This window comes from Pseudomonas sp. B22(2017) (assembly GCF_002113105.1).
GTDB lineage: Bacteria > Pseudomonadota > Gammaproteobacteria > Pseudomonadales > Pseudomonadaceae > Aquipseudomonas > Aquipseudomonas asiatica.
In genome coordinates, this window is sequence record NZ_NEJN01000001.1 from 402,118 (window position 1) to 426,310 (window position 24,193).

Below are 24,193 nucleotides of genomic sequence, written 5' to 3' on the forward strand. Positions count from 1 at the left end.
TATCACGCAGAAAACAAATATCGCTCGCTTGACGCGTTCTTTGTAGGAGCAGCCTTGTGCTGCGAAGAGGCCCGTACTGGCATTGCATATCTGTTGCCTATACCGGCCTCTTCGCAGCACAAGGCTGCTCCTACTGGACCCTGCTAAATCAAAGGTTCATGTGTTGCGCCTCACGCCACTAGGACAACGTGTCTTCTGGAGGCAGGTAGGGAAGGGCTAAACTGGCGCCAGTTCCAGACGTTTCGCTTTGCCGCCGCTGCCTGTATACCCAGGAGGTAACTCATGGCTTCTGCACCTGAAAGGCTCTTTTTCGAGGACTTGCAAGTAGGTGAGTCCTTCATGAGCGGCTCGTATGAAATGACCCAGGAGCGGATCCTGAGTTTCGCCTCGGAGTTCGACCCCCAGCCATTCCATACGGACCCCGATGCTGCACAAGAAACCTTTTTTGCTGGGCTGGCTGCTAGCGGCTGGCATACCTGCGCAGTCACGATGCGGTTGTTGGTAGAGAGTGTTCCAGTGGCTGGAGGGCTCATCGGCGCCGGCAGCGAAATCAGCTGGCCAAGGGCCGTGCGACCAGGTGACCTGTTGCGAGTGACCACAACCATAAGGGAGCTTGCCGCGTCGAAGTCGAAACCTGACCGGGGCTTCGCTGTCCTTGAGAGCATCACGCTCAATCAGGACGATGCCGTATGCCAAACCACTGTTTCAAGGGTATTGGTGTTTCGCCGGGCAGATGCGTAAGGCCCCGAACTGTCCACAGCATTCAATGCTCATGGGCATGCGAGTGAACGGTCAGGGCACCCGGCACCTTGGTCCGTTCGAGCCCGCCGTGGTCCAGCCACCGAAGCGTCTGCTCATAGGCCCGCTCCAGCAACGACTCGGTCTGGTCGAAGTTGAATACCGAGACATCGACCGGGCACAAGGGCGGAACGATATGCAGGCTGGTGAGCGTGCGGAAGTGTTCGATGTCACTCACAAGCTGGCGCATGCTCATCAGGTTGACAGTGTGCAGGGCCAAGGCGACAAGGCCGCGGGGCGGTTGAGTCAAGGCGCAGCTGAGCCCGGTGGGAATTACCACGACATTGCTGGCGCCCAGCGCTACGGCAGTCGAAATAGGCGTGTTGCTTGCCACACCGCCATCCACCAGGAACTGGCCGCCGATCTGCACGCAAGGGAACACCAGCGGTATCGCGGCGCTGGCCAGTAGCGCCTGCTCGAGTTCGCCATTGCACAGCACTGTCTCGGCACCACTGAGCAGGTCGGTGGTGACGATATGCAGGGGCAGTTTCGCATCCTCGATGCGATGGATCGGCAGCGCCTTGCCAAGCAATCGGTGCAAGGCCGCTGGTTGCAGCAGGAAACCACGCCGTTTGAGCAGGCCTCGGCAGGTATCGAGCCAGGACAACGGAAAGATGTCGGTTCTGCTCAGGCCTCGCCAGAATTCGGCGAGAGTCTCGACACCCTGAGCGTTGGGCCTTGCTGCAAAGTAGGCACCGTTGATGGCGCCTACCGAGGCGCCAACCACCATGTCGAACTGGACTTCGGCTTCGACCAGGGCCCGCAGCATCCCCACCTGGACCGCACCCAGACTGCCGCCGCCAGCGAACACGATTGCGGTTTGCGTAGGCATGATTGCTGTCTCTGCACAGACGTGTGTCGACTGAGTGTAGTTGGCCGGGTGCCGGCGGGGCTGGGTGCTGCCAGTGCCGCCCACCTCTCATTTCTTGCCCGGCAATACCGAACCGAGAACCTGCCTGGCCGTCTGCACGATGACCTGAGCCGGTCGTCGTCGCTGCTGAACGGCTGCACTCAAGCCAGGATCAATCGAGCTGAGTCGCCCGATTTCATTCAGCCAGCAGGAGTTACAGCGATGGCCCAGTACCTGTACCTGATCAGCTACATCCTCGACAACCAACCCGGCACCTGCGAATTGCGCAGTGACCAGGAGGACCTGAGCCGCGAAGCAGCGCGCGATTACCTCCAAGGCCTGCACCGCAACGAAGCGTCATCTTTCACTGACGTGCAGGTGCAACGTCTGGAGCACGACCATGAGCCAGGCACGTCGCCGGGGCATTATCAGCAACCATGAAAAGGTGAGGGCTGGCAGATGAAAAGAAGAGGTGAAACCTATAGAAAGTGGTGCGACCCGATCCTGCACCATCAAACCCATGAGGAAACGCTCGGAACCGGCACTTGCCTGGAAGTGCAGACGCGCTTGTCACGCACAGGCGCCACGCAGTTGTTCATTGGTGTCTATCGCACCGACGGTTCGGTGCTGTGCGAACGGATCTACGACCAACGCGCGGGGGAAACCATGAGGCGTGCGTTGCTGTGGGGTGTGGGATATGCCCGACGCGTCGCGGGTGAGGGCGAGGCGTTGCGTGGCGAACCGGCAGGTAGCTGATGATTTATCTCGGTTGCGCTGGCTGGAGCCTGTCGAGCCGTTACGCGGAGGCATTTGCGCAGCCCGGCAGCCACCTGCAACGCTACGCCACCCGCTTCAATGCAGTGGAAATCAACAGTTCCTTCTACCGGCCCCATCGCCCCGAAACCTATGCCCGTTGGGCTGCGTCCGTACCTGAGCATTTCTGCTTTGCGGTGAAGGTGCCCAAGGCCATCAGCCATGAGCAGCGGCTCTGCGGGTGCGAGGACGCGCTGGACAGGTTTCTTGCTCAATGCGGTCAGTTGAGCGACCGCCTGGGTTGCCTGCTGGTACAACTGCCGCCATCGCTTGGCCATGACCCCCAGCATGCGCGACGTTTCTTCGAAAGCCTGCGGCAACGGTATGACGGGCCGGTAGCGCTGGAGCCCAGGCACGCCAGCTGGCAATCGGCGCAACCGATGCTGGTCGATTTGCGCATCGCCCAGGTTGCCGCGAGCCCGTCGCGCTTCGTTACCGATGCGCAACCGGGAGGTTGGCCGGGGCTGGTCTACTGGCGCCTGCATGGCGAACCGAGGATCTACCACAGCGAGTATCCCGACGAATATCTGCAGCGTCTGGCTGAACGCTTGCAGCACAGCCTTGCCGCCGGAGTGCCCACCTGGTGCATTTTCGACAACACCGCCTCCGGCGCTGCGATAGCCAATGCACTGGCTTTGGAGCGGCATTTGCGCTGAGGAAGTGATGGAAGCATGGCGATGGAAAAGAGCGATGACCAATCAGTCAAAATTAATGAATCTTTTTACACGTCGCTCGCTCCATTAGTCTGAATTGGTGAAGGAGAGTGCAATGGCTGGACAGCAGTTGTATGTGATCGAGTACGAGCTTCATGGGGAATTTCGCACCTTCATCATCCGGCTCGAGCGTATGGACAACGCCGAAGCCTGGCACTGGGCAAGTTGCGATGCCGGCGTGGGTATCATTCCACGGTTCGGCCAGCACAAGATCAAGAAGGTCAGCCGGCCAATGGCTGAGCGCTACGGCATCGGCAATGTGCGCTGGCGGGTATCGGGCGACGGGCCGGAGTTCGTCGCACCGACCATTGATGTGAAGAAGTTTTCCAATAGCGGTACCGGCAATACCTGAAGCTTGTTGTGCGCAAGGCCTGCCTGAAGTCTTCAGGCAGGCTTGCGCTCATGGGTTCGCTTCCCAAGTTTCGAGGCACCATCACTCTCACTTTCAGGAGCCAGTACGTGCCGCAAATCATCACTCCAGGCACCCCTGAACACGAGATCAGCGAGCGGAACGCCCGCATGTTCGGCTCGCCAAAGGAACGCCTGGATTTCTACCGCCGTGAAATCCAGTACGAGACCAGCATCCTTGCCAACCGCACTGACGCCTATCTAGCTGCCCAGTCGTTTCTGGTGATCGCCTTCGTGTCGTCAATGAGTAACCTCAACCAGAGCTGGGGCGAGATGTTCACGCTGGTGGTTCCCCCGTTTCTCGCATTGCTGGGCGTGTTGAGTTCACTCAATGCCTGGCCGGGCATTCGCGCGGCCTACAAGATCATCGAGCACTGGCAATTGAAACAGAGCCACCTTCTGCGCAGCGAGCCATTGATGGGCCTGGCATATGACGAATCGCCACTGTTCAGCGAGGCGGAAACCTCCCTGGCCGGGCACCGCAAGTCGTTGTTATTTTCGCTGCGTACGCCTTGGATATTCCTGGTCTTCTGGATGATTCTCGGTATTTACGCGGTCTTCATCCAGCTGGCGTGAGCGGCGCGGCTGCACCCCGAGACAACGCGGTACTCCAATCGTTGTCGACGCTGATTACCGCCACCTTCAAAGCCTTTGCTCCGGTACCAATAACCAGGTTTGATTGCGCCATTTTCTTTGGGTCTCCAGACAAGTGTCATAGATCACAAACGCTGAACTCCTGCCGCCCCACCTGCGTCCCTCGAATGAATGCCCCAGTAAAGACGGCATCCACCCAACAATCAGCTTCGAGGGCGAAACGATGGACAAGACTAATCAAAGCTCGACGTCTCCACCCGGTAGCACCCAGGAACATGCCTTGATCGATGACGCCGGTGCGCTGCTTGGCGAGGCCAGGCACAAAGGCAGCGAGCAGTTCGAACACTACCGCGATAACGCAGCCGATCAGCTTGATTCGCTCGAGGAAGGTGCGCGTTCGGCGGCAGCTGCGCTGCAAGGCAAGGACAGTCTCGGGCTGTCGCAGTACCTGAACCAGGCAGCAGAGTGCGTGGGTGAGTTCGCCGAACAGGTACGCCATGAAAGTGCCGAAAGCCTGCTGCAGCGTGGTGCTCAGTTGGCCAGGAGCAACCCGGCGCTATTCCTGGCCGGTAGCGTCGCGATCGGGTTTGCCGTATCGCGTTTCATGCGAGCCAGCACCAGCCATGAGTCCACCACCCCTGCGTCGTCCGGTGATTGGCAACAGTCCCGCCCCGCGCAGCCAGTGCCTGATCGTGGTAGCGACGTATCCACCCGTGAACCTTTCACCCCAGTCGACCCAGTCGGCCCTGGTGCAGGCACGCCGGTCAGTGGCAGCCCGTTCGAACGCGATCCTCTCAAAGGAGGTGAATGATGAACAAAGAACCCTTGCATACCACCCCGAGCTTGCACACGGCGGAAGACGACGCCGTCGGTGTTGGCGGTTTGTTGCGCCAGCTGATGCGGGAAGTACCGGACCTGTTCACCAAGGAGCTGGCGCTGGCCAAGGCAGAGCTGCAGCAGAACCTCGCCACCCTCAAAGCCGGCACGGCTGCGGTGGCAGCGGGTGCGATCGTGATGCTGGCGGGCTTCGTCATCCTGTTGCTGGCGGCAGTCTACGCCTTGGCGATGGTGCTCGAACCCTGGCTGGCAGCCCTGATCGTGGGCGCGGTCACCTTGGTAATCGGGTTCATCATGTTGCAGTCGGGCAAGAAACGGTTCGAACCCACGCACCTGGCCCCTGACCGTACCTTGCATGCCATGCAGCAGGACAAGGACACGCTGAAGAGGAAACTGCCATGACCACTTCCTTCGAACATGAAGCGCACAAAGACCCTGACTTGCTCGAGCAGGAAATCAACGCCAAGCGCGAGCACATCAGCGATCTGGTGGACGCCCTCGAACAGCGCCTGAGCCCGGGCCAGATGGTCGACCGGGTCCTGGCCTATGCCAAGGGCAATGGCGGCGAGTTCTTCGAGAACCTTGGCACCACCCTCAAGAACAACCCCGTACCCGCAACCCTGACGGTATTGGGCCTGGCCTGGCTGGGCCTGAACCAGAACCGCCCCTTCAACCCCGGGCCTGCGCACCATGGGCCTGGGTTGGGCGAAAAACTCGGCGACGCGGTGGACACGGTGAAGGGCGCTTTCGCGCAGGCGGGGGAGGCAGTGCACGACGCCAGCCAGAAGGTGCGCATGAAAGCCCATGACATGCGCGATCGGGCCAGCGACTTTGGCAGCGGCGCCCGCGACTCCGTGGGGGCTTCCGCGGATACCCTGCGCCATTCGGCACACAAGGCCGCAGATCAGGCCACGGCACTGAAGGGCCAGTTCGATCACCTGCTGCAGGAGCAACCTCTGGTATTGGCCGCTTTGGGCATAGCACTGGGTGCGGCATTGGGGGCCGCATTACCCACTACCCGCAAGGAAGACCAGCTGATGGGCGCCAGCAGTGATCGTTTGACCGACACACTCAAGGCCAAGGGCCGCGAGGTGAAGGCGTCGGTCGAAGAGTCGTTCGACAAGGTGGGTGGTAAAGCGTCTACACAGGCCGAGCGCAAGCCTGCAGACTCCGACCTTTCCTCAGGGTTGGGCTTCAATTCCTGATCCCGTGGGATGTGCGTCGCCGGCCCCTCTGCCTGTGCAGAGGGCTGGCGGCTCATCACGAAGGTTGTAGGCTCAGGCTGGGAATGGCTGCGCAATATCGCTACGCTTTGGCCCACGCGCCAGGTCAAGAATTCGCCACAGTGAAGAAAACAGTTCGGTTTGATGATCTTCAGGTCTTCGTCACAACAGCCTTTGCCGGCAGCTTCTCGGCAGCGGCCAGGTTGTTGGATATTTCACCGGCCTTGGCCAGCGGGGCTGTCCAGCGACTGGAAAGCAGCCTGGGTGCCAGGTTGTTCGTGCGCTCCACGAGGCGTTTGCGGCTCTCGGATGATGGCGAGCGATATCTGCCCCATGCCCGTCAGGCCTTGGACGCACTGGACGCCGGTGAGGTGGCGCTGACCGAAGGGCGAGATGAGATCGCGGGTACACTTCGCCTGTCCATCCCTTCGGATATTGGCAGGAATCTGCTGCTGCCCTGGCTCGACGATTTCCAGCGGTTGAACCCCAAGGTGACGCTGCAACTGCGGGTCAGCGATCAGGTGGCCGACCTTGTCGGCCAGCAACTGGATGCGAGTATCAGGTATGGGCAACTGGCAGACTCCAGCCTCGTTTCACTGATGCTCGCCCCAGGGAATCGCAGAACGGTCTGCGCCTCACCTCGATACTTGGCACGACATGGGGCGCCAGACGCTCTGGAAGACCTGGGCAGGCATAATTGCCTGCGCTATGTGATGGGCGAGCAGACTTACGAGCGATGGAGTTTCCATTTGCCCGGTGGAATCAAGACCGTCCAGGTTACAGGCGACCGCTTGAGCGATGACGCCGATGTCGTTCGGCGCTGGGGCGTTGAAGGATTGGGGATCGTTTACAAATCCAGGCTGGACGTTCTGGCGGACATACGCGCTGGGCGGCTGGTCGAGTTGTTTCCTTGGGGTTACGGCCAACCTGCGCCGTTGCAACTGGTGTGCGCTCATCGAACCTCGCTCACACCTGCCGTGCAGGTGCTCAGAGCGTTTCTGGCGGAGCGTTTCGAGCAGCTCATCGCTGCTGATGGATAAGCTGACGGGGCTCATGGCCCCGCCTTGGTTACCTTGACTGGATGAATGCTCAGAAGCCTTCCAGGACAATCTTGCCTTTTGCCTTGCCGCTTTCGATCAGGGCATGGGCGCGTTTGAGGTTGCTGGCATTGATGCTGCCGAAGTGCTCGCCAACGGTGGTCTTGATGACCCCTTCGTCGACCAGCGTCGAGACTTTTTCCAGCAGATGGTGCTGCTTGATCATGTCCTCGGTCTGGTACAGCGAGCGGGTGAACATCAGCTCCCAGTGCACCGACAGTGATTTGCGCTTGAACGGCACGACATCAAGATGCTCAGGGTCATCGATCAGCGCGAGCTTGCCCTGTGGGCGCAGGACTTCGACGATCTGCGCAAGGTACGCATCGGTGTGAGTCAGGCTGATCACGTAATCCACTGGGTTGAGCTGGAGTTGCTCCAGTTGCAGGGCAAAGGATGCCGAATGGTCGATGACGTGATGTGCCCCGAGTTCGCTGACCCAGGCCTGGGTTTCAGGCCGTGACGCGGTACCGATCACCTTGAGCTGGGTACGCTTGCGTGCAAGCTGTACCAGGATCGAACCAACCCCGCCGCCGGCACCGATGATCAGCAGGCTCTTGCCAGCGCCGCCATTTTCCTCAACACCCAGGCGGTCGAACAGCAGCTCCCAGGCGGTGATGGACGTCAGCGGCAAGGCTGCGGCACTGGCATTGTCCAGAGTACGAGGCTTGTGCCCGACGATGCGTTCGTCGACCAGGTGAAACTCGCTGTAAGTGCCCGGGCGGTCGATCGCGCCGGCGTAGAACACTTCGTCGCCAGGCTGGAACAACGACACCTCGGCGCCGACCTCGCGAACGACGCCCACGGCATCCCATCCCAACACCTGGGGATGGGCGCCGCCGCGGCTGGCTCTGACCTTGGTATCGACCGGGTTTACTGCGATAGCTTTGACTTCCACCAACAGGTCCCTGGCGCCGGGCGTGGGTTTGGGCAGTTCGTGCTCGTACAACGATCGGGAATCCTGGATCGGGAGGCCGGGGGTGTCGTAGACGATTGCTTTCATTGGGATGTGACCTTTCAGGTAAACAGTGGTAACAGGCTAATCGTGTCGGCCCCCCTGAAAAACCGGGCTATTGCCGGAACACTTTCCGCGTTTCGCTGAAAATCGGCTAGCTGCCGCCCGGGTTGAAAGGGCTCCCTTGGACCGGGCGGCAGCAATCGGCAGCCTTGTGGTGGAACGTTGCCAACAGACTGCGCAACGTTGTCGGGATTCGGGAATTGGGTTCAGGCAACAGGGATCGGGTTCTCAACCAGCGCCAGGTTGAACTGGTGAATCAGTTCGTGTTCGTTCAGGCCCTGGTTGGCTCGCAGCGGGACGACACGATCCACCAGGACTTCCGTGGTTGCGGATTCGAGCTTGACCAAGGTTTCCTGGATAAAATCATCCAGCGGCATGGCACGCTCATCACCGCTCTTGTGAATCAGATCGGTGTCCACCCAAGGTGGCGCAATTTCCAGTACCTTGACGCTGGTGTCACGCAGGCTGAACCGCTGCGACAGTGAGTAGGAGTGGATGGCGGCCTTGGTCGCCGAATACAAAGCGGTGGCCGCCAGCGGCAGGTAGGCCAGAACCGAACTGTTGTTGATGATGCAAGCATCCGGTTGGCGCTTGAGGTGCTCGACGAAGGCTGCGCTGACGCGCACCGGGCCGAGCAGGTTGGTCTGCAGCAAGCTCACTGCTTGTTCGTCGTCGAGGTCCCCGGAAGCCGGATTGTCGAACGGCATGACGCCGGCATTGTTGATGATCACGTTCAATGCAGGATGGCGGCGGATCACATCCTGGGCCACCTCCTTGATCTGCTGCGGATCATTGATGTCCAGGCGCACTGTATCGATCCCCGGGTTGGCCTGGGCGATTTCATCCAACAGTGCCTGACGGCGCCCCGCAACGATCACTTTATTGCCACGTTGGTGGAATGCCTCGGCCAGAGCGCGGCCGATGCCTGAGGTACCGCCGGTAATGAAAATGGTGTTTGCGCTAAGTTTCATGATCCGTCTCCTTGCATTGTTCAGTTGGCGTTGTAGCGAGGGGCAAGCTGATTGCTGGACAGCTGGCCGAACAGGGCTTGCCGGCTGGCCTCGTAGCGTTCGAAGGACTTCAGGTCATGCATCGAGGGGATAGAGATCAGTACCTCGTCGTCAAAGTCCTGCAGGGCACCGTCCACCAGGTCCTGGGCCGACATCACGATACCCGGATCAAGGTTTTCGACCGGCAAGCCGCCGATCTGCCAGAAGTCGGTGGCGGTGGCTCCTGGCAGCACTGCCTGGATCCTTATGCCTTTGTCCGCAAGCTCCTTGTGCAGGGACTGGGTAAAGGCGGTGACATACGCCTTGCTGCCACCGTACACACCATTGAGCAGCTCCGGCGCCAGGCTGACAACGGACGAGATGTTGATCACGGCGCCTTGCGCACGGGCGACAAATCCGGGGATGGCCGCGTAGGTGAGGCGGGTGAGGGCGGTGACGTTGAGGGTGATCATTTCAGCCATGCGCTCGACATCACTTTCCAGCAGGCTAGTGTGGGTGCCTATGCCTGCGTTGTTCACCAGCAGGCTGATACTGGCGTCCTCGCGCAATTTGCGTTCTACCTTGGCCAGGTCATCCGTGTTTGCCAGGTCTGCCGGAAACACCTCCACGTTCTGCCGGGTTTCCGTAGTCAGCCGGCTGGCCAACGTATTGAGGCGCTCCCGGTTGCGGGCCACCAGCACCAGGTCGTAACCCCGACGCGCCAAGCGTTCTGCGTAGATCGAACCGATGCCGGTAGAGGCGCCAGTGATGAGGGCAGTGCCTTTGAATTGCTGCTTCATGGTCATGCTCCGTTGTTGGATGTGGAGCCCATGATGCAGAAGGTCGCCTTTGTCTTAAACGACACATATGGTACGTTTTCAGGACATCCAATGTGGAGCTCCAACCATGCACCGGGTCGGCTATCTCATCACCGAAGGTTTCCAGATCATGTCGCTGGCGACGCAGGCCGTGTTCGAGTTCGCGAACATTGTCGCGGGCGAAACGGTTTACAAGATCCAGAATTTTTCCATCGGCGGCGGCACGGTGCGTTCTTCCCTGGGCATGTACATGGACACGCTGCCGTTGGGCGCTCCTGGTCTGGCTGATACCTGGATGATCACGGGAACCCTGACGCCGCTGACTCCGCCAGGCGAGGAAGTGCTGGCCAGCGTCAGAGGCTTTGTCGATGGCGCTCGACGCACTGCCGGTCTGTGCACCGGCTGTTTCGTGTTGGCCCAGGCAGGCGTGCTGGACAACCGGCGGGCCACGACACATTGGGCCTATGCGAAAAAGTTGCGTGAACTGCACCCGAAGATCGAAGTGGAAGAAGACCGAATCTTCATTGTGGACGGGCAGATCTGGACGTCCGCCGGGATGACCGCCGCCCTGGACATGGCACTGGGTATGGTGGAAAAAGACCTGGGAACCGAGATGGCCAGGTCAGTGGCACGCAAGCTGGTGATGCATCAGCGCCGCTCCGGTGGGCAATCGCAGCATTCCGAGTTGCTGGCGCTTTCGCCGAAGTCTGATCGGATACAAAACGCCCTGGATTACGCACGCAAGCATTTGAGCCGTCCATTGAGTGTCGAAGAGCTCGCCGAGTCCGTGCATTTGAGCCCCCGACAATTTACCCGCGTATTCACTGCCGAGACAGGTCAATCACCTGCCAAGGCTGTGGAAAGCCTGCGTCTTGAGGCTGCCCGCCTGATGATCGAGCAGAGTCGCCACAGCCTGGATGTGGTGGCGAAGGAAACCGGGTTCAGGGACCGTCGGCACATGCGGGAGGTGTTCATTCGTGGATTTGGTGTCCCGCCTCAAGCCGTGCGAAGAGATGCCCGGCGGGTCATATTGGTTGAATGACAACGGACCCAGCCCGATGGATGTGCGCTTTCTGGCTCTGATCCACTACACAGGAAGCAGGTGCTCTCGTTCAAGCAACTCGATGTTGGACGGCTTCACCCGAACTTCGTGAAGCTCTGGGGCAGTGAACCAGCGGCACTCCACGATCTCGTGATCTGCAGCAGGCTTTGCTCCCGTTTCAACAGGCAACTGATAGAGGTAGTGCTCCTCACCCGCGAGCACGTAATGGTTGAGGAATCGAGCACCATTGAAGGGTAGGCAAGTTTCCTCCATCAGCTCGCGCTGCGCTGTATCCAGGTGATGCTCGCCTGGGTCAATCTTCCCGCCTGGCAACGCCCATTCAGCGCCTTGCTTGCGCACGAAAAGGATACGTCCTGCTTGCAGGCAAATGACAGTCGAGTGTCGTTCTGTGGCGTTGTTCATCATGCCCTCCCGTACCATGGAGGTGGCATCAGGGCAGCAATCACCCTGATGCCCGCTGCTGATTATCAGCGCTCTTTATCCCACTGCTGCTGATCATCTGCCTGGTTTTGCTGACCACCCATGCGGTCCTTGTCTTGCAGGTTCTGGCTCTGCTTGTCGGTCGTACCCTGGCCGCCCTGGCCGCCCTGGCTACCCGTATCACGGGAACGTTCCCAGTCCTTGTTCATCTTGTCCTCAGGTTTTTGGCCGGATTGGCTGCCACCTTGCTGCTGACCGGGCATCCGCCCCCCCGAACCTTGGCCGCCTTGCTGGCCAGCTCCGGCAGTATTGTTGCCCATGCCGGTGTCGGCATTGCCCTGGTTGCCACCTTTGTCTTGATTGTTTGCCATGATCGCTTACCTCGGGTCAAACACAGGAAGGTCTGTGTGTACCGTTATGACCGAGGCCCGTTCGCGCGGTATTCAAGGAATATTTGGCTAGCTGACTAAACGCATGAATTTCAGGGGTACGAGATTTTGGTGTGTGGGCAGGAAGGTGCCTGAAGGGCAGCGCCATCTGCGAAACCCTGTTCGGGGCGATCGGAGATCGCCCCTTTTGCGGTTCAGGGGCGGTCCTTGAGGGTTTCGAAGGCTTTGACGCTTTTGATCAGACTTTTGTTGCTGGCGGAGCCGGCACTGTTGAACAGAAAAGAGAAATCCGAGGCCAATGACGGGCTGCCGGCAATCGTCGCGTACTGATGGCACTGATTGCAGTTATCACCCTGCACGTAGGTCTCCATGGTGGTGTTGGCCACCGGCACGTTCCCCTGGCTGATGAACGGCCCGTACGACAGCGGCACTTGCGCGTTGGCGCCCGGTTCCGGGCTGGGCGGGTTGGGAGCGAGGGTCCAGAGTACGTTGACCAGCTTGTAGTACTGGAACACCGACTTGCCTTGGCTGTGCTGCGCGAAGTTGGCTTGTACCGCGCTGTTGAGGGCTTGCAGGTCGCCGGGCACGGGGTGTTCGCGGGTGGTCTGTACCGGCTGGTCGCGCGGGAAGAGATCGGTGCAGTCCTTGTCGGGATGCGTTTGCTTGCACTGGATACGGGCTTGGTTTGGTGTGCACTCGGGGCCGTTGCCACAGTCAGGGTTGTTGAAGGCAAACCCGTTTGGCGGGGTTTGTTGCGGCGGAACCTGGGCCGGTTCGGGCACGTTGTCCACCTGCTCGAAGGTGGTCCAGATGAAGTTGGGCGAAGCCTGGGTCTTGTTGATGATATGCAGGCCCACCAGCCCCACCACCTCCTGGGTGCACTCCAGCGTGTCGGGACGTTTGAGCCAGGCGACGGTAGTCAGGTAGCGCCCGAACAGCTCGGGTTTGCCAGTCAGTACCCGCCAGGCGGCCTTGAGCTCGATCGCGCCCAGTTGCTCCTGTGGCACTGGGGAGGTAGGCAGTGAGCGCATCGGTTCGCCGATGGGCAGTGACAGACCCTCCGGTGTCTGGCCGTCGAGGTTTCGCGCGACCTTCAATTGGTTGGCGGCGTCGTAGAGCCCCTTGTCGACGATGTAGTCGAACTCGGCCTTGCCCACCTTGCGTTCAAAAAACACCAGTTTGCCCGCCTGGTCCGTCAGCCAGCCGCCGGCCGCTTCCATGACCGGGTCGGGAATGGAGGCAAGTGTCCCGGTCGACAGGTGGAAACCGTGCAAGGCATTGATCGCGCCTTCGGAGGTGGCGTTCATGAACTTGCGCGCGCCCACCTTGAGTGTCTTGAGGCTACCTTGGGTGCTGCAGTCGGACGGTACCAGGGTTTGCACGCCCCAGCCGGTGGGCGTGGGGGCGCCGGGCAGGAAGATGTCGTTGGCGTCCTTGTAGCTGGCCCATACCGGGGCCACGCTCATGGGTTGACCCGGTGTGGAGGGGACCCCGAACTGCGCCAGCGTGCTTTGCATGTCGGGTTCGCCCGCCAGGCTGGCGGTGGCCGGCCAACCGGGGTTCACCGGCCAGTTCAAGGCAATGAACAACTGCCAGCCAAAGCAGTTCATGAACGCCTGGCTGGTGGCATTGAAGTTGTTGACCGGCAGGAATCCCCCGCTGGCCGGGTTGAACACCAATTGCTGCTGTACACAGGTATCGGCGTCCGACAGCGTGGCCGCCGTGGCGGGTTGCGGGGTCGACAGGCACAGTAGAATGCCGCACAGCAGCGACAGAAGACTCAAGCGTGACCTGGACATCATTGCGCTCCTTGCAAGCTGTGAAGCCGCACCCGAAGGTGCGGCGGTAGAAGGGCGTAAGTGGCGTGGCTCAGGCGCCAGGCACCAGCGCCAGGCCAGATTCCCAAGGGTGGTCTGTCGCGCTCACGTTCACATCTTCACCCGGGTTGAGGGCACGCAATGCCACCAGGCCGGGTGCTGCGGAGGGGCTGACCGTGATGGTCAGAATGTAGGCCTGGGTGCCGCCCGAGTTGGTCTGGCCGGGAATGGCCGACGCGTCGGGCAGGTACTGGGTTACCTGCGCCGTCACCCCGGGGTTGGAGAATTGCACCCTGGCATTCTGCGCCGTGGTAGTCGGGTCGGCACCTTGCACCACCAGCACGAACTGGTTGCTGCTACCCGGTGCAAGCCAGGCGGGCAGGTCGGTGGGGGATTGCCCGTAGAACAGGTCCAGCGGCAGCAGTTGCACTGGCCAGGGTTGCAGGCCGGCTACCCGGTCCTGCACGCATGGGAATGCTTGGGGCGTGGCGCTGAGCGGCTTGACGGTGACGCTCAGGCCGACCAACAGTTGTTGGGCGATGACCCACACATAGTTGACCTTCTGGTTGTTGATGGTGATGTCATTGATCGAGAAACCAGCGCTTTCCGGCACCTCGAACACCGCCTGCAGGATCTGGTCGGAACCGTTGGCAGCCGACTTGGCCGTACCGCGCGTGATGCGCCAGTACTGGCTCACGTCCTGGCCTTGTGGGCCCTTCCAGGCGCTGAAATCGGTGGGCTGTTGCAAGTACAGGCCAATGGGGTTAGTCAGCGACAGTCGGTTGTTCACCGCCGTGGTATTGGCCATGAAACCGATGTGCGGATCAGAGTTGCGATAGTTTTGCCCGTACTGCGCGCAGCAGATCAACGACTGGGCGTTCTGGCTGCTGCTCACCGGGCGCAGGATGGTGGCGGCGGCGGCCAGGTACACCTCGGCGCTGAGGGTATTGGGGCCGGAGGTCAGGTGCATCGCACCGCCGTACTGGCCGGGCACACAGGCCGTTCCGGCGTTCCATTTGTTGACGGTGTCATAGGCCGGCTTGCCGGTGGTGGGGTCGATGACCGGGTCGCCGGCCTTGCCGGTCGGGCAGTCGACGGTGTAGCGCAGGTACAGGTCTTCGAGTTGCACGTTCGGGTCGATGTAGTCGCGGTACAGGCCCAGCACTGCGTTCGGGTCGATGCGCCACATGGTCAGGAAGTACGCGGGGTTTTCGCAGGTGAAGGTGATCTTGCGCATGTTGCCGTTGGCATCGCGTACGATCGACCACTCGCAGTACTCGTCGAGCCAGCCCCGCGGGCCGGAAGGCGAGAACGCCGTGTACTTGCCGTTCCAGTCGATGCTCGGGCAGCGCTTGGCCGGCAGTTGCAGCACAGTACCTTGCTTGTTGGGGTCGTAGAGCATGTAGAGGGTGTTGTCGAGCGTGATCTGGCCGTGGTCGGTCAACGCCATCACCTGGTCCAGGGTCATGGCCTTGCCACCCAGCTGGGGAATGACCGCTGCACCGTTGTTGTAGAAGAACGTCCAGAGCCGGTTGGGGAAGGGCGCCCAGGTGATCGCCGGGGCGGTCACGTCGCCGAAACCTTCCACCAGCGGGTTGTAGTAACCCGAGCGGGGGGCGTCGTTCAGGCCCGACCAGGGGTTGCCGATGATCGACGATTCGGTCCAGCCGGTGAGGTTGTTGTTCCAGTCGGTTTCAAACTGCGGCAACTGGTCTTCCAGGCCCAGCTTGTTGTAGTCCTTGGGGGCTTGGCCGGCGGGAGAGGTGAACTGCTTGAAGGGCGTGCTCATGTCGGTTCTCCTGATGTGCGTGAGGTGGAAGCAGAGCAGCAGCCGGCGACCGGGGGCGGGCCGGCGAGGGTCTGGCGCGGGTCGTCCCACACCAGTTGGGCGATGAAACCGGGCAAGGTCATGTATTCGTCAGGCGTCAGCACGCGGCCGCTGTCGAGGTGGGTCACCACCAGCGACAACTGCACCGCGTCGCCGCGGCCAAGGCCCAGCGCAGCAGCGTTGCGGGCCGCATTCAGTGCACGGGACACGCCGTGGGTGATGCACCGGCCCTTGTCGTCCACCAGCCCCATGCCGATACGGCTGAAGCGCCCCACGTAATGGGGGTTGTCGGCGCTGATGTGCTGCGTGGCAGCGTCGGGCTGGTCGAGAAAGACATCGATCAGATAGGTGTCATGGGTGCAGCGCACATGATCGAACACCACCCACGGCCCGGGCCCTGCGGCGTTGCCCGCGGCAGGCCCGGCTTTTGCGCTGTGCTTGCAGCAGGCGCCGGTGGCCGCCTTGGGCGCGCCGAATTGTGGGGCCACCGGCACGCCGTAGTCGTAGCCGATGTGCCGGCTGTCCTGGGCCATGTCGCCGATGGTGGTGTAGCGCCAGGCGTCGGCGCTGGTGAAGGTGAGCTGCGTGGCGTCGTGGCCGGAGAACGGCTGGAGCAGACACTGCGTGGTGAATTGCGCCCCGGGGTTGGCCCTGATCCATACCTCGAGCATGCGGTCGATATTGGCGTGGTAGGAGCAGAACACTGGGTCGAAGGCGGTGTAGGCGTTGTCGGCCATGTCACCGCCGATCCAGCCGTGATAGTTGTCGTGGGGTTGCTCGTACAGGCCGTCGAAGTTGAGGGCACGATTGGGGTACAGGCTGTCCTTCTGGGGCGGGTCGAACACCGGGATGTTGGCCCACGGATAACCGGGCACACCTTGTGGTTGGCTGAAGGTGGTGAACTTCAGGGCATCTACCACCTGTTGCTGGAAAATCCGGCTCATGCCGAACAAACGGGTGCGCTCCGAACGCGAGTCGTCACCGTGGGTGTAGAACAACCGGTCGCGTTGCACATACCGGCAGTCCACCCCTTTGACCGCACCGTTGGCGCACACTTTCGAACAACCATCCTTCGCGGCCGCGTAGCGCAGGGGGTTGGGCCGGGTTTCGCCGGTGTGGGGGTGCACATAGGTTTCATCGAGAAAAGCCTGGGGCAGGCCGGCCTGTGGGCTGCCGTCGACGCTGGCGTCTTCGGCCATCCAGTCCCAATAGGGAATGGCACAGTCGATCAGTTGTTCCAGGTACAACAGGTAGGCCCGGTGCCAGAGGGCAAACGCCTCCTGATAATGCAGGCACCAGTTGGTGTGGATGTAGGCGTAACGTTGCCAGGGCGAACCACTGTCGGGGTCGCCCACCTGCATCACATCGTCCAGGCGGGCGCGGTACAGGTTCAGCTCCTCAAAGGTCAGGGCGCGGATGTCCTTTCTCACCCGCCTGACCGATTGGGGCAGGTCTGGTGGCGGGATGCGTTCGGCCAGATCGAAGGGAGAACCGGCGTCCAGGCGCCAGCCCTGGTTGACCCACAACCTGAAAGTCTCCAGCGCATCGATCGGCCAGAACTGTTGCTGGTCGAGGGTCAGCGGCATGTTGCGCGAGGCCAGGTGCTGGTAGATGGTTTCTGACCAGGTTTTGACCGACTCCGGGTCGTCCAGGTAGACGAAATAGGCGTTCATGCACCCGGTCCAGGAGGCTGCCACGGCCGCGCGCTGCGCAGCGGGAATCCAGTAGGGAGCGGTAAAAAGGCCGTGGATGTCCGCGGTCCATGTCGGTTTCGCGATGATCATAAGGTCCCTCTCATGCGCCCCGCAGGCCATATTCGGCCAGGCTGCTAAGCTCATTTGATGGTAAAGAGCTGGCGCGCAGGGAATCGTGCAAATTGGCGCGTCCTTGCGGCGGATTCATTGCAGTTTTTCAGGGAAGACACGTGAAAAATGACAGACGCCATGGATCTGAAGATTCTGGGAAAGCTGCAAAAGGATTGCAGCCAGAATCTGGAGTTGCTGAGCGACAGCGTTGGGCTGTCTTCCACCAGTTGCTACCGGCGTATCAGGCGCCTGGAGAGCGCAGGCATCATCAAGGCCAAGGTCGCGATACTGGACGAGCGCAAGCTTGGCATTCAGGTGACTGCCTTCTTTCTGGTGAAGCTGGACCGCGACAGCAACGACATTGACCGCAAGATGCAGCACATCCTGGCCAGCCACCCGGAGATTCAGGACTGCTACCTGATGACGGGCGAGTTCGACTTCGTGATGGTTGCCAAGTTTCGCGATGCCACCGAGTACACCGACTATATCTACCGGTTTCTCGACACCTACCGAGATATTCCGATTCGCACTTACTCCTCGACGTTGGTGGTGCGCACGGTAAAGAAATCGTACGAATTGCCGCTGGGAGGAGGGCTGCAGCAGGCTGTCGATGCCTGACAAAGCTAGCGCGGTACCTTGAACCGCTCGTGATACTCAGCATTTATTCAGAGGTAGATTGCTGCCGTACCGTCGGAAGAGTACAGATGTGCTCCTTGATTGAGCAAAGGCTCAGTTTGAATGGACGCTTGTCGCTGCCAAGCCTGCGGCGACATTCCCTCGGCCTTGACGAATGTGCGACAGAAGTGGGACTGATCGCAGAAACCGCACTCCAGTGCGATCTCAGCGAGCATCATTCCCGAGCCCCCCAGTAGTTCCTTGCTTTTGCGCAACCGTTGTTCACGCATCCACTGCTGCGGGGGCACATGCAGGGTATCCCTGAACATTCGTGTGAAATGGCTACGCGACAGCGAGCAGGCTTGGGCGAGTTCCGTAACCGTTATGCCGGTGTCCAGGTTCTCCAGCATCAACCTCTTGGCAGTCGTGACCTGCCAGGGCTTGAGGAGCCCGGTCGTTTTCAGTGCGACAGTCGCCAGCACAGTGCAGTGATCGCTGTTCATACAAATCCATTAATCAATGAAGTGGGCACGCACATTTCGAGTGGGCAGAGCAGGCCACTGCAGCCGCGGGCGGGCTACAGACGATAACGCTCGATTCGATGGCCTGGCTCAGCCAGCCGGCGTATCCATCAGCGGGTCAATGAACAGCCCCTGGAGGCAGGGGCTGGCAATGGTCAGACAGCAGCAGCAACCGGGGCCAGGGTTGGGCCGTGTTGAACGCGCTCTGGTGCTTTGTGCACCATGGTGTAGGCATAGTCGACACCCATGCCGTAGGCGCCGGAGTGTTCTTTCACCAGTGCCATGACGGCATCGTAGGTATCGCGGTTTTTCCAGTCGCGCTGCCACTCCAGCAGCACTTGTTGCCAGGTCACCGGAACCACGCCTGCCTGAATCATGCGCTGCATGGCGTAGTCGTGGGCTTCCTTGGTGGTGCCACCGGAGGCGTCGGCAACCATGTAGATTTCATAGCCGGCATCGTTCATCGCCGACAGCGCGAAGGTGGTGTTGCACACCTCCGTCCACAGGCCGGAAACGATGATCTTGTTGCGCCCGTTTTTCTTCAGCGCGTCACGCACCTTCTGGTCATCCCAGGAGTTCATGGAGGTTCGCTCCAGCAGCGGAGCGTCGGGGAAGACGGCGAGCAGCTCGGGGTAGGTGTGCCCAGAGAAGCTTTCAGTCTCGACCGTCGTGATGGTGGTGGGCACATTGAAGATCCTGGCTGCCTTGGCCAGGCCCACGGTGTTGTTCTTCAGCGTCTGGCGGTCGATGCTCTGAACGCCGAAGGCCATCTGTGGCTGCTGATCGATGAAGATCAGCTGGCTGTTGAATGGGGTCAGTACTTCAGTTTTCGGATTGTTCATTTGTGTTCCCTGTCAGCTGGATGATGGTCATCGCACAAGTCACGGCGCCTGCTTTCTGCAGGCTGTGCTGAGGCACTGGATGACGTCCTCAGTGATGCCCGTTGCTTGAGTCCGAGAACAAGATAGCCAATCGCAGAGCGAAGCGGTGGCGCACTTTTGCGCTCTCAAAGGCGCATTAATGCGCCCTTCGTTTGTTCATCCTGTTGCTAGTATTCGCACGCAAACGCGGATCTACCTGATCCGGTTTACGCCAGGAGAAAGCGATGGCAGCTTCACAACCACTCAACAAACAAACCGCCTATTGGGGCGTTCCGTGGGAGAATTCCTACGGGTATCCGCAGGCACGGCGGGTAGGGGACGAGATCTACGTATCGGGCCAGTTCAATCATGACGAGGAAGGGAACCTGGTCGCGCCGGCACCCTTGGATCGTGACGGCAGGCCCTGTGATTTCTCTTCGATGGGGGATCAGATGCGCGCCGCCTACGACAATATTGCCAAGCTGCTCGCGCTATACGGAGCGACGCTTGAAGATGTCGTGGAAGAGACGCTCTACGTACTGGACATGGACGCGGCCTTTGCCGTGGTCGGCAAGGTGCGCAAGGCCGCCTACGGCACGGAACGGCCTCAATGCGCCAGCAACATCATCGGCGTATCGAGGCTTGCCCAGCGCCCACAGCTGATCGAAATCGCCTGCAAAGCGGTACTTGGCTCACACGCAGAGTGACCCGCACTCCCGGTTTCGCTCTACGTGACCGGGAGTACCAGTTGGCCCTCGATCAACGGCTTCTGGTTGGCAACGGCAGCTGCACAGAACGTCATGAACGCTTTGACTCGCCACGATTTGCGGATGTCCTGGTGCGTCAGCAGCCACAGCTCATCCTGCAGCTCCGGCACCACCGGGCCGACGCGTTCAAGTCCAGGCGTGATATCACCCAGCATGCAGGGCAAGAAACCCACTCCCAGGCCAGCCGCGATTGCAGCACTTGCCGCCGCAACCGAATCGGTGCGGTACGAGATGCACTCGGCTGCGACCCTGTTTTCGACATAGCTCGTTGCCTTGAGGCCGCGTAGCGCTGCGGAATAGGAAACCCATGCCTGGCCTTCAGTGAACAGAGGAGTAGGCGATGTGTGGTTGCTGCTGCCGTACGGAGCCCAGGCGATTGTGGCCAGTTTGCGGCCCACCAGGCTTTCGGCGGGTTTCCTGGTCGCCCGAACCGCTATATCCGATTCGTCTCGCGCAAGGCTCAGTGATTCGTTGCCCACCAGCACCTCAATCGTGATGCCTTCATTGAGGGCCTTGAAGTCCGCGATGATGGGGGTGAGGAAGTAAAGCAGCAGTGAGTCGCTGGTAGTGATACGAAGCTTTCCGAGTGGCCCCTGGCCGGCGCGCGAAACGCGTCGCGTCACGCTGACGATGTCCAGCTCCACGCGCTCGGCGAGGGCACGCAATTCCGCGCCCTCGATGGTGAGCAGATAGCCCGATTTGCGGTGATCGAACAAGGCTACGCCAAGTGTTTTTTCAACCTGGGAGACCCTGCGGGAGACGGTGGACACGTTGATGCCGAGCTTCTTGGCTGTGGCAGCGCGATTGCCACACTCACTGAGCGTTTTGATGATCCGCAGGTCGTCCCAGGAGAGCTGGTTGGCAGCCTCGCCCACGTTCCATTTCACGTCCTTGGGGGTAGCCGGGGCAGTTGGGGCATTTCCAGGTGACGACTTCACGAAATCCGTTCCAGATCAGATTGCAACGATCATACGAGAAGGGGCTGCGTGAACCAAGTATCAGCATGAAGGCGAAGGAGGGGGCTTCGGTCGTCCCTTCATGCACACTCAACACTTGTCGGCGTTATCCTGTCTGTTGAGCCGAGAGTCTTTGGGGAATTACTCATGCGCAAGTTGACACTGTTGTTGGCGATCGCTGCATTTGCTGGTTGCCAGGCGCCGATGCCAACTGCCAACCCACAGATGGCTTGGGTCGATCTCTCGATGCCATTCCCGAATGACCGTGTGCTGTTGGCCGAACGCCTGGATAAACAACGCCTGCGCGACGGGCGCTTCTTTGAGGTCAGCCCCGGCAGCCATGAATTGGTCGTCAGGTTCGACTACGAAGTAAATGGTGGCGGTGGCATCAGCCTGATGGGAGGCACCACGGTAAGGCAATGCTACCTGACCCTCGACTACGAGCATTTCAAGGCTGGGCAGCGCTACGTGCTCGAGGCCCGCTCCATGGCCATGACGCCAGAGGCGAGGCTTTATGATGCGAAGGGAGAGATTGTGGCAGAGGTTACGGAGTTCTATTGCCTGATGTGATGGTGCTGCGTACATCAATGACTGGCATGGTTGCTTGGCGACCCTGGATAATGGAGGGGAATCACAAGGGCCATGCCATGCTGACCATCTCTAATAATGTGCACCTGCCAGACGCCGAAATCGAACTGACATACATCCGCGCGCAAGGCGCAGGTGGGCAGAATGTCAACAAGGTGTCCAGCGCCGTGCATCTGCGCTTCGACATCACTGCCTCGTCGCTACCCGAGTTTTACAAGGAGCGGTTGTTGGCGCTGCGTGACAATCGCATCACCGGCGACGGCGTGTTGATCATCAAGGCGCAACAATACCGCACACAGGAGCAGAACCGTGCGGATGCACTGGCGCGCCTTGCCGAGTTGATCATCAATGCCGGCAAGACCGAGAAGAAACGCCGTCCCACCAAGCCAACCCTCGGCTCGAAGACCCGTCGCCTCGAAGGAAAAGCCAGGCGCAGCACTGTCAAGGCGGGTCGAGGCAAGGTGGAGTTCTAGGCTCTGGGTGAAAGAGATTATGAACGTGCGCGTCCAAATACGTCATTTAACAAGTGGGCGATGTCAGGTGTTCATAAGCAGCTCAAAAGCCTGAAATTACTGGCTAACCGCTCTAGAGATTAACGTGCTTGTTCATCGACTGATGTTCATAGACCTAGTCTTCTCCGCCGTCCTTACGTGCGGGCAGGGGATTTTGTATCTGGTCCTATGGAGGTCGAAATATGGGAGATGGCTCGTGCTGACTGGTTAGAAAGGACAACTGCCAGTCGCTAGTTTTACGGTATCAGTCACCGCCAGCTTCGAATTGTAAGCTACCCTCCGAAAGGTCCGAAAGGCAGCTCTGGGTCGAAAGCGGTCATCCTCGAAGGATGTCGCCAGTAAGGTCAATGCTCCCCCGCATGCAGGTTATTCATGGGCCACCTGCATGCGGTATCACCTAGTCAGCCGTCTATTTTCTCTCCTTGACCATGAAGCTAAGAACGATGGTCAGCACGGTAGCCAAGCAAAGCATGAATGCCATGCCCATCAAGCCGGCGCTGAAGGATCCAGTGACATCCTTGAGCCAGCCGACTGCGTAAGGTCCTACTAAGCCACCAAGGCTGCCAGTCGCGTTGATGAAAGCAATACCCCCAGCGGCGGCTTGCTTGCTCAAAAATGTCGACGGGATGCTGTAGAAACAGGTCCGCACGGAGCAGAGTCCAATCAATGCTACTGTGAGCCCGAATAGAGCTGGAAGTAAGTCACTGTAAACCACAGAGAAAATGAAGCCAGCCGCGCCCGTGCCGCATGTTAGTGCAAGGTGCAGAATGTAGCGTCTTTTCCTGGCGAGCACTTTTGCCCAGATCAACATGGCTGCGCTTGCAATCACATAAGGGGCAGCCGAGATCCACCCGATTTGCATATTGGTCAAGTTGTGACTCTTGAGGATCTGTGGAAGCCAAACACCGATACCTAGGATACCAATGATGTAGCTGAAGAGGATTCCTGCGAGCAACCAAACCCGCGGATCCTTGAGCGACTGTTTAAAGCTGTGTGCGCTCTTAGATTCATGCTCGGCATCAAGAACTGCCTGAAGTGCCTGCTTCTCCTCAGGAGTGAGCCAGTGCGCATCAGCTGGCTTGTCGGCCAGCAAACGCAAACACAAGAGTCCCAGGAAACATGCCGGAAGACCCTGCAAGACAAGCAACCACTGCCACCCTGCAAAGCCCCAGATACCATCCATTTCCAACATGGCGGCAGACAAGGGGCCGCCGAGCACGGAGGACATTGGAATCGCGAAGAGAAACCAAGCCATGACCTTCGTGCGGTAATGAGCGGGGAACCACAACGAAAGGAAGAAGATCACGCCAGGGAAGAAACCTGCTTCGGCAATCCCAGCAAGTAACCTAATCGCGGCATAGCTGGTAGGGCCTTGTGCAAGGGAGGTGGCGGCGGCAAACAATCCCCAGGTAATCATGATTCTCGCAAGCCAGCGACGTGCACCGTATTTATAGAGTGCCAGATTACTTGGCACCTCAAATATACAGTAACCTAAGTAGAAGATCCCTGCAGCAAAGCCAAACTGCGACGCTGTGAGCCCGAGATCGTCGTTCATCGTTAGTGAAGCGAATCCTACGTTTGTGCGATCCAAATAGTTGAAGAAGTAAGCAAGCGCTAGTAGCGGTATAAGTCGTATTGCAGCTTTTTTACACGCGCGTATTTCGGCAGGATCTCTTTCCTGCGCGATGGGTGCAGTCAAGGTTGTCATTTAGGTAACCGTTATTTTTGTAGGGGCAGGGTCGGGCAGCATAGAGCAGAGAAAACGATCAGTGCCAAAACCTTTTAGCCATGACTTGCTATAACTTTTCGGCATGCCCGGACCATGCTTAATTGGTATCGTTACTTATGAAAACAAAGCATTTGTTGTTTTTTTGTTGTTACTTATCCTTCGGGTCGC

At 59.7% G+C, this 24,193-nt stretch carries 28 protein-coding genes; 15 read left to right on the forward strand and 13 right to left on the reverse strand.

The annotated features are described in order from the left end of the window. Positions 1–282 precede the first annotated feature (282 nt). On the forward strand, positions 283–741 hold the full coding sequence (locus CAG18_RS02110; RefSeq protein ID WP_039613420.1) for a MaoC family dehydratase: 459 nt from the start codon (positions 283–285) through the stop codon (positions 739–741). Positions 742–763: 22 nt separating this feature from the next. Here the strand turns inward: CAG18_RS02110 and CAG18_RS02115 are convergent, their stop codons facing one another. Further along, entirely contained in the window at positions 764–1,630 is an 867-nt protein-coding gene (locus CAG18_RS02115) for a patatin-like phospholipase family protein (protein ID WP_015270273.1), read from the reverse strand. 240 nt (positions 1,631–1,870) lie between these two features. Here CAG18_RS02115 and CAG18_RS02120 point away from each other — a divergent pair, with 240 nt between their 5' ends. The 9 genes from CAG18_RS02120 to CAG18_RS02160 all read left to right on the forward strand — a co-directional run bounded on the left by CAG18_RS02120 (position 1,871) and on the right by CAG18_RS02160 (position 7,276). Beyond that, positions 1,871–2,089 carry a hypothetical protein gene (locus tag CAG18_RS02120; protein WP_013972583.1) on the forward strand — a complete coding sequence of 73 codons (219 nt, stop codon included), beginning with the start codon at positions 1,871–1,873 and terminating at the stop codon, positions 2,087–2,089. A gap of 18 nt (positions 2,090–2,107) precedes the next feature. After that, entirely contained in the window at positions 2,108–2,404 is a 297-nt protein-coding gene (locus CAG18_RS02125) for a hypothetical protein (RefSeq protein WP_013972584.1), read from the forward strand. Continuing rightward, positions 2,404–3,117: a DUF72 domain-containing protein gene (locus tag CAG18_RS02130; protein ID WP_085720118.1), complete on the forward strand. Its 714-nt coding sequence runs from the start codon at positions 2,404–2,406 to the stop codon at positions 3,115–3,117. Before CAG18_RS02125 ends, CAG18_RS02130 begins: the two co-directional genes overlap by 1 nt. A gap of 112 nt (positions 3,118–3,229) precedes the next feature. Further along, positions 3,230–3,526, forward strand: a complete 297-nt coding sequence (locus tag CAG18_RS02135; RefSeq protein WP_015270275.1) for a DUF6555 family protein — start codon at positions 3,230–3,232, stop codon at positions 3,524–3,526. Positions 3,527–3,633: 107 nt separating this feature from the next. Further along, a complete protein-coding gene (locus CAG18_RS02140; protein ID WP_015270276.1) occupies positions 3,634–4,158 on the forward strand; it encodes a hypothetical protein in 525 nt (174 codons plus the stop codon). A gap of 241 nt (positions 4,159–4,399) precedes the next feature. Beyond that, on the forward strand, positions 4,400–4,987 hold the full coding sequence (locus CAG18_RS02145) for a hypothetical protein (protein ID WP_043935605.1): 588 nt from the start codon (positions 4,400–4,402) through the stop codon (positions 4,985–4,987). Further along, positions 4,987–5,415: a phage holin family protein gene (locus CAG18_RS02150; RefSeq protein ID WP_003258743.1), complete on the forward strand. Its 429-nt coding sequence runs from the start codon at positions 4,987–4,989 to the stop codon at positions 5,413–5,415. The genes CAG18_RS02145 and CAG18_RS02150 overlap by 1 nt, the downstream gene beginning before the upstream one ends. Beyond that, positions 5,412–6,218, forward strand: coding sequence for a DUF3618 domain-containing protein (locus tag CAG18_RS02155; RefSeq protein WP_015270279.1), 807 nt, complete (start codon positions 5,412–5,414; stop codon positions 6,216–6,218). Before CAG18_RS02150 ends, CAG18_RS02155 begins: the two co-directional genes overlap by 4 nt. 83 nt (positions 6,219–6,301) lie before the next feature. Beyond that, positions 6,302–7,276 carry a LysR family transcriptional regulator gene (locus tag CAG18_RS02160; protein ID WP_085720120.1) on the forward strand — a complete coding sequence of 325 codons (975 nt, stop codon included), beginning with the start codon at positions 6,302–6,304 and terminating at the stop codon, positions 7,274–7,276. A gap of 49 nt (positions 7,277–7,325) precedes the next feature. Here CAG18_RS02160 and CAG18_RS02165 read toward each other — a convergent pair whose 3' ends face one another. The 3 genes from CAG18_RS02165 to CAG18_RS02175 form a co-directional block, all read right to left on the reverse strand. Further along, on the reverse strand, positions 7,326–8,333 hold the full coding sequence (locus CAG18_RS02165) for a zinc-binding alcohol dehydrogenase family protein (protein ID WP_039613412.1): 1,008 nt from the start codon (positions 8,331–8,333) through the stop codon (positions 7,326–7,328). 221 nt (positions 8,334–8,554) lie between these two features. Then, the gene (locus tag CAG18_RS02170; RefSeq protein WP_015270282.1) at positions 8,555–9,319 is read right to left on the reverse strand and encodes an SDR family oxidoreductase; all 765 of its coding nucleotides are present in this window, start codon (positions 9,317–9,319) and stop codon (positions 8,555–8,557) included. A 20-nt stretch (positions 9,320–9,339) separates the two neighbouring features. Beyond that, positions 9,340–10,137: an SDR family oxidoreductase gene (locus CAG18_RS02175; protein ID WP_015270283.1), complete on the reverse strand. Its 798-nt coding sequence runs from the start codon at positions 10,135–10,137 to the stop codon at positions 9,340–9,342. 106 nt (positions 10,138–10,243) lie between these two features. On the opposite strand from CAG18_RS02175, the gene CAG18_RS02180 reads away from it, so the two are divergent. Continuing rightward, positions 10,244–11,197, forward strand: coding sequence for a GlxA family transcriptional regulator (locus CAG18_RS02180; protein ID WP_054571942.1), 954 nt, complete (start codon positions 10,244–10,246; stop codon positions 11,195–11,197). Between the two features lie 45 nt (positions 11,198–11,242). On the opposite strand, the gene CAG18_RS02185 is transcribed toward CAG18_RS02180, so the two are convergent. From CAG18_RS02185 to CAG18_RS02205, 5 genes are all read right to left on the reverse strand, one after another. Next, positions 11,243–11,620, reverse strand: a complete 378-nt coding sequence (locus tag CAG18_RS02185) for an NUDIX domain-containing protein (RefSeq protein WP_054571981.1) — start codon at positions 11,618–11,620, stop codon at positions 11,243–11,245. 65 nt (positions 11,621–11,685) lie between these two features. After that, complete coding sequence (locus CAG18_RS02190; RefSeq protein ID WP_054571941.1) at positions 11,686–12,009, reverse strand: hypothetical protein; 324 nt, start codon at positions 12,007–12,009, stop codon at positions 11,686–11,688. Between the two features lie 212 nt (positions 12,010–12,221). Further along, complete coding sequence (locus CAG18_RS02195; protein ID WP_085720122.1) at positions 12,222–13,826, reverse strand: hypothetical protein; 1,605 nt, start codon at positions 13,824–13,826, stop codon at positions 12,222–12,224. Between the two features lie 70 nt (positions 13,827–13,896). Then, positions 13,897–15,633, reverse strand: a complete 1,737-nt coding sequence (locus CAG18_RS02200; RefSeq protein ID WP_085720125.1) for a hypothetical protein — start codon at positions 15,631–15,633, stop codon at positions 13,897–13,899. Continuing rightward, on the reverse strand, positions 15,630–17,456 hold the full coding sequence (locus tag CAG18_RS02205; RefSeq protein ID WP_178075686.1) for a tyrosinase family protein: 1,827 nt from the start codon (positions 17,454–17,456) through the stop codon (positions 15,630–15,632). Before CAG18_RS02205 ends, CAG18_RS02200 begins: the two co-directional genes overlap by 4 nt. A 159-nt stretch (positions 17,457–17,615) precedes the next feature. Here CAG18_RS02205 and CAG18_RS02210 point away from each other — a divergent pair, with 159 nt between their 5' ends. Beyond that, entirely contained in the window at positions 17,616–18,095 is a 480-nt protein-coding gene (locus tag CAG18_RS02210; protein ID WP_003258733.1) for an Lrp/AsnC family transcriptional regulator, read from the forward strand. A 47-nt stretch (positions 18,096–18,142) separates the two neighbouring features. Here CAG18_RS02210 and CAG18_RS02215 read toward each other — a convergent pair whose 3' ends face one another. Next, positions 18,143–18,595: a helix-turn-helix domain-containing protein gene (locus CAG18_RS02215; RefSeq protein WP_015270291.1), complete on the reverse strand. Its 453-nt coding sequence runs from the start codon at positions 18,593–18,595 to the stop codon at positions 18,143–18,145. A gap of 173 nt (positions 18,596–18,768) precedes the next feature. Then, entirely contained in the window at positions 18,769–19,455 is a 687-nt protein-coding gene (locus CAG18_RS02220) for a hydrolase (RefSeq protein WP_013972601.1), read from the reverse strand. Between the two features lie 263 nt (positions 19,456–19,718). On the opposite strand from CAG18_RS02220, the gene CAG18_RS02225 reads away from it, so the two are divergent. Further along, a complete protein-coding gene (locus CAG18_RS02225; RefSeq protein WP_015270292.1) occupies positions 19,719–20,180 on the forward strand; it encodes a Rid family hydrolase in 462 nt (153 codons plus the stop codon). 20 nt (positions 20,181–20,200) lie between these two features. On the opposite strand, the gene CAG18_RS02230 is transcribed toward CAG18_RS02225, so the two are convergent. Then, entirely contained in the window at positions 20,201–21,178 is a 978-nt protein-coding gene (locus CAG18_RS02230; protein WP_224765923.1) for a LysR family transcriptional regulator, read from the reverse strand. A 165-nt stretch (positions 21,179–21,343) separates the two neighbouring features. Here CAG18_RS02230 and CAG18_RS02235 point away from each other — a divergent pair, with 165 nt between their 5' ends. Continuing rightward, positions 21,344–21,766 carry a hypothetical protein gene (locus CAG18_RS02235; RefSeq protein WP_085720129.1) on the forward strand — a complete coding sequence of 141 codons (423 nt, stop codon included), beginning with the start codon at positions 21,344–21,346 and terminating at the stop codon, positions 21,764–21,766. Positions 21,767–21,843: 77 nt separating this feature from the next. Continuing rightward, complete coding sequence (gene arfB, locus CAG18_RS02240; RefSeq protein ID WP_015270295.1) at positions 21,844–22,257, forward strand: alternative ribosome rescue aminoacyl-tRNA hydrolase ArfB; 414 nt, start codon at positions 21,844–21,846, stop codon at positions 22,255–22,257. Between the two features lie 448 nt (positions 22,258–22,705). On the opposite strand, the gene CAG18_RS02245 is transcribed toward arfB, so the two are convergent. Next, entirely contained in the window at positions 22,706–23,956 is a 1,251-nt protein-coding gene (locus tag CAG18_RS02245) for an MFS transporter (protein ID WP_226989615.1), read from the reverse strand. Between the last annotated feature and the right edge of the window lie 237 nt (positions 23,957–24,193).

Coding starts and splice junctions, on each gene's coding strand:
- CAG18_RS02110 (WP_039613420.1), top strand. CDS start 283: ATGGCTTCTGCACCTGAAAGGCTCTTTTTCGAGGACTTGCAAGTAGGT.
- CAG18_RS02115 (WP_015270273.1), bottom strand. CDS start 1,630: ATGCCTACGCAAACCGCAATCGTGTTCGCTGGCGGCGGCAGTCTGGGT.
- CAG18_RS02120 (WP_013972583.1), top strand. CDS start 1,871: ATGGCCCAGTACCTGTACCTGATCAGCTACATCCTCGACAACCAACCC.
- CAG18_RS02125 (WP_013972584.1), top strand. CDS start 2,108: ATGAAAAGAAGAGGTGAAACCTATAGAAAGTGGTGCGACCCGATCCTG.
- CAG18_RS02130 (WP_085720118.1), top strand. CDS start 2,404: ATGATTTATCTCGGTTGCGCTGGCTGGAGCCTGTCGAGCCGTTACGCG.
- CAG18_RS02135 (WP_015270275.1), top strand. CDS start 3,230: ATGGCTGGACAGCAGTTGTATGTGATCGAGTACGAGCTTCATGGGGAA.
- CAG18_RS02145 (WP_043935605.1), top strand. CDS start 4,400: ATGGACAAGACTAATCAAAGCTCGACGTCTCCACCCGGTAGCACCCAG.
- CAG18_RS02150 (WP_003258743.1), top strand. CDS start 4,987: ATGAACAAAGAACCCTTGCATACCACCCCGAGCTTGCACACGGCGGAA.
- CAG18_RS02155 (WP_015270279.1), top strand. CDS start 5,412: ATGACCACTTCCTTCGAACATGAAGCGCACAAAGACCCTGACTTGCTC.
- CAG18_RS02160 (WP_085720120.1), top strand. CDS start 6,302: ATGGCTGCGCAATATCGCTACGCTTTGGCCCACGCGCCAGGTCAAGAA.
- CAG18_RS02165 (WP_039613412.1), bottom strand. CDS start 8,333: ATGAAAGCAATCGTCTACGACACCCCCGGCCTCCCGATCCAGGATTCC.
- CAG18_RS02170 (WP_015270282.1), bottom strand. CDS start 9,319: ATGAAACTTAGCGCAAACACCATTTTCATTACCGGCGGTACCTCAGGC.
- CAG18_RS02175 (WP_015270283.1), bottom strand. CDS start 10,137: ATGAAGCAGCAATTCAAAGGCACTGCCCTCATCACTGGCGCCTCTACC.
- CAG18_RS02180 (WP_054571942.1), top strand. CDS start 10,244: ATGCACCGGGTCGGCTATCTCATCACCGAAGGTTTCCAGATCATGTCG.
- CAG18_RS02185 (WP_054571981.1), bottom strand. CDS start 11,620: ATGAACAACGCCACAGAACGACACTCGACTGTCATTTGCCTGCAAGCA.
- CAG18_RS02190 (WP_054571941.1), bottom strand. CDS start 12,009: ATGGCAAACAATCAAGACAAAGGTGGCAACCAGGGCAATGCCGACACC.
- CAG18_RS02195 (WP_085720122.1), bottom strand. CDS start 13,826: ATGTCCAGGTCACGCTTGAGTCTTCTGTCGCTGCTGTGCGGCATTCTA.
- CAG18_RS02200 (WP_085720125.1), bottom strand. CDS start 15,633: ATGAGCACGCCCTTCAAGCAGTTCACCTCTCCCGCCGGCCAAGCCCCC.
- CAG18_RS02205 (WP_178075686.1), bottom strand. CDS start 17,456: ATGATCATCGCGAAACCGACATGGACCGCGGACATCCACGGCCTTTTT.
- CAG18_RS02210 (WP_003258733.1), top strand. CDS start 17,616: ATGGATCTGAAGATTCTGGGAAAGCTGCAAAAGGATTGCAGCCAGAAT.
- CAG18_RS02215 (WP_015270291.1), bottom strand. CDS start 18,595: ATGAACAGCGATCACTGCACTGTGCTGGCGACTGTCGCACTGAAAACG.
- CAG18_RS02220 (WP_013972601.1), bottom strand. CDS start 19,455: ATGAACAATCCGAAAACTGAAGTACTGACCCCATTCAACAGCCAGCTG.
- CAG18_RS02225 (WP_015270292.1), top strand. CDS start 19,719: ATGGCAGCTTCACAACCACTCAACAAACAAACCGCCTATTGGGGCGTT.
- CAG18_RS02235 (WP_085720129.1), top strand. CDS start 21,344: ATGCGCAAGTTGACACTGTTGTTGGCGATCGCTGCATTTGCTGGTTGC.
- arfB (WP_015270295.1), top strand. CDS start 21,844: ATGCTGACCATCTCTAATAATGTGCACCTGCCAGACGCCGAAATCGAA.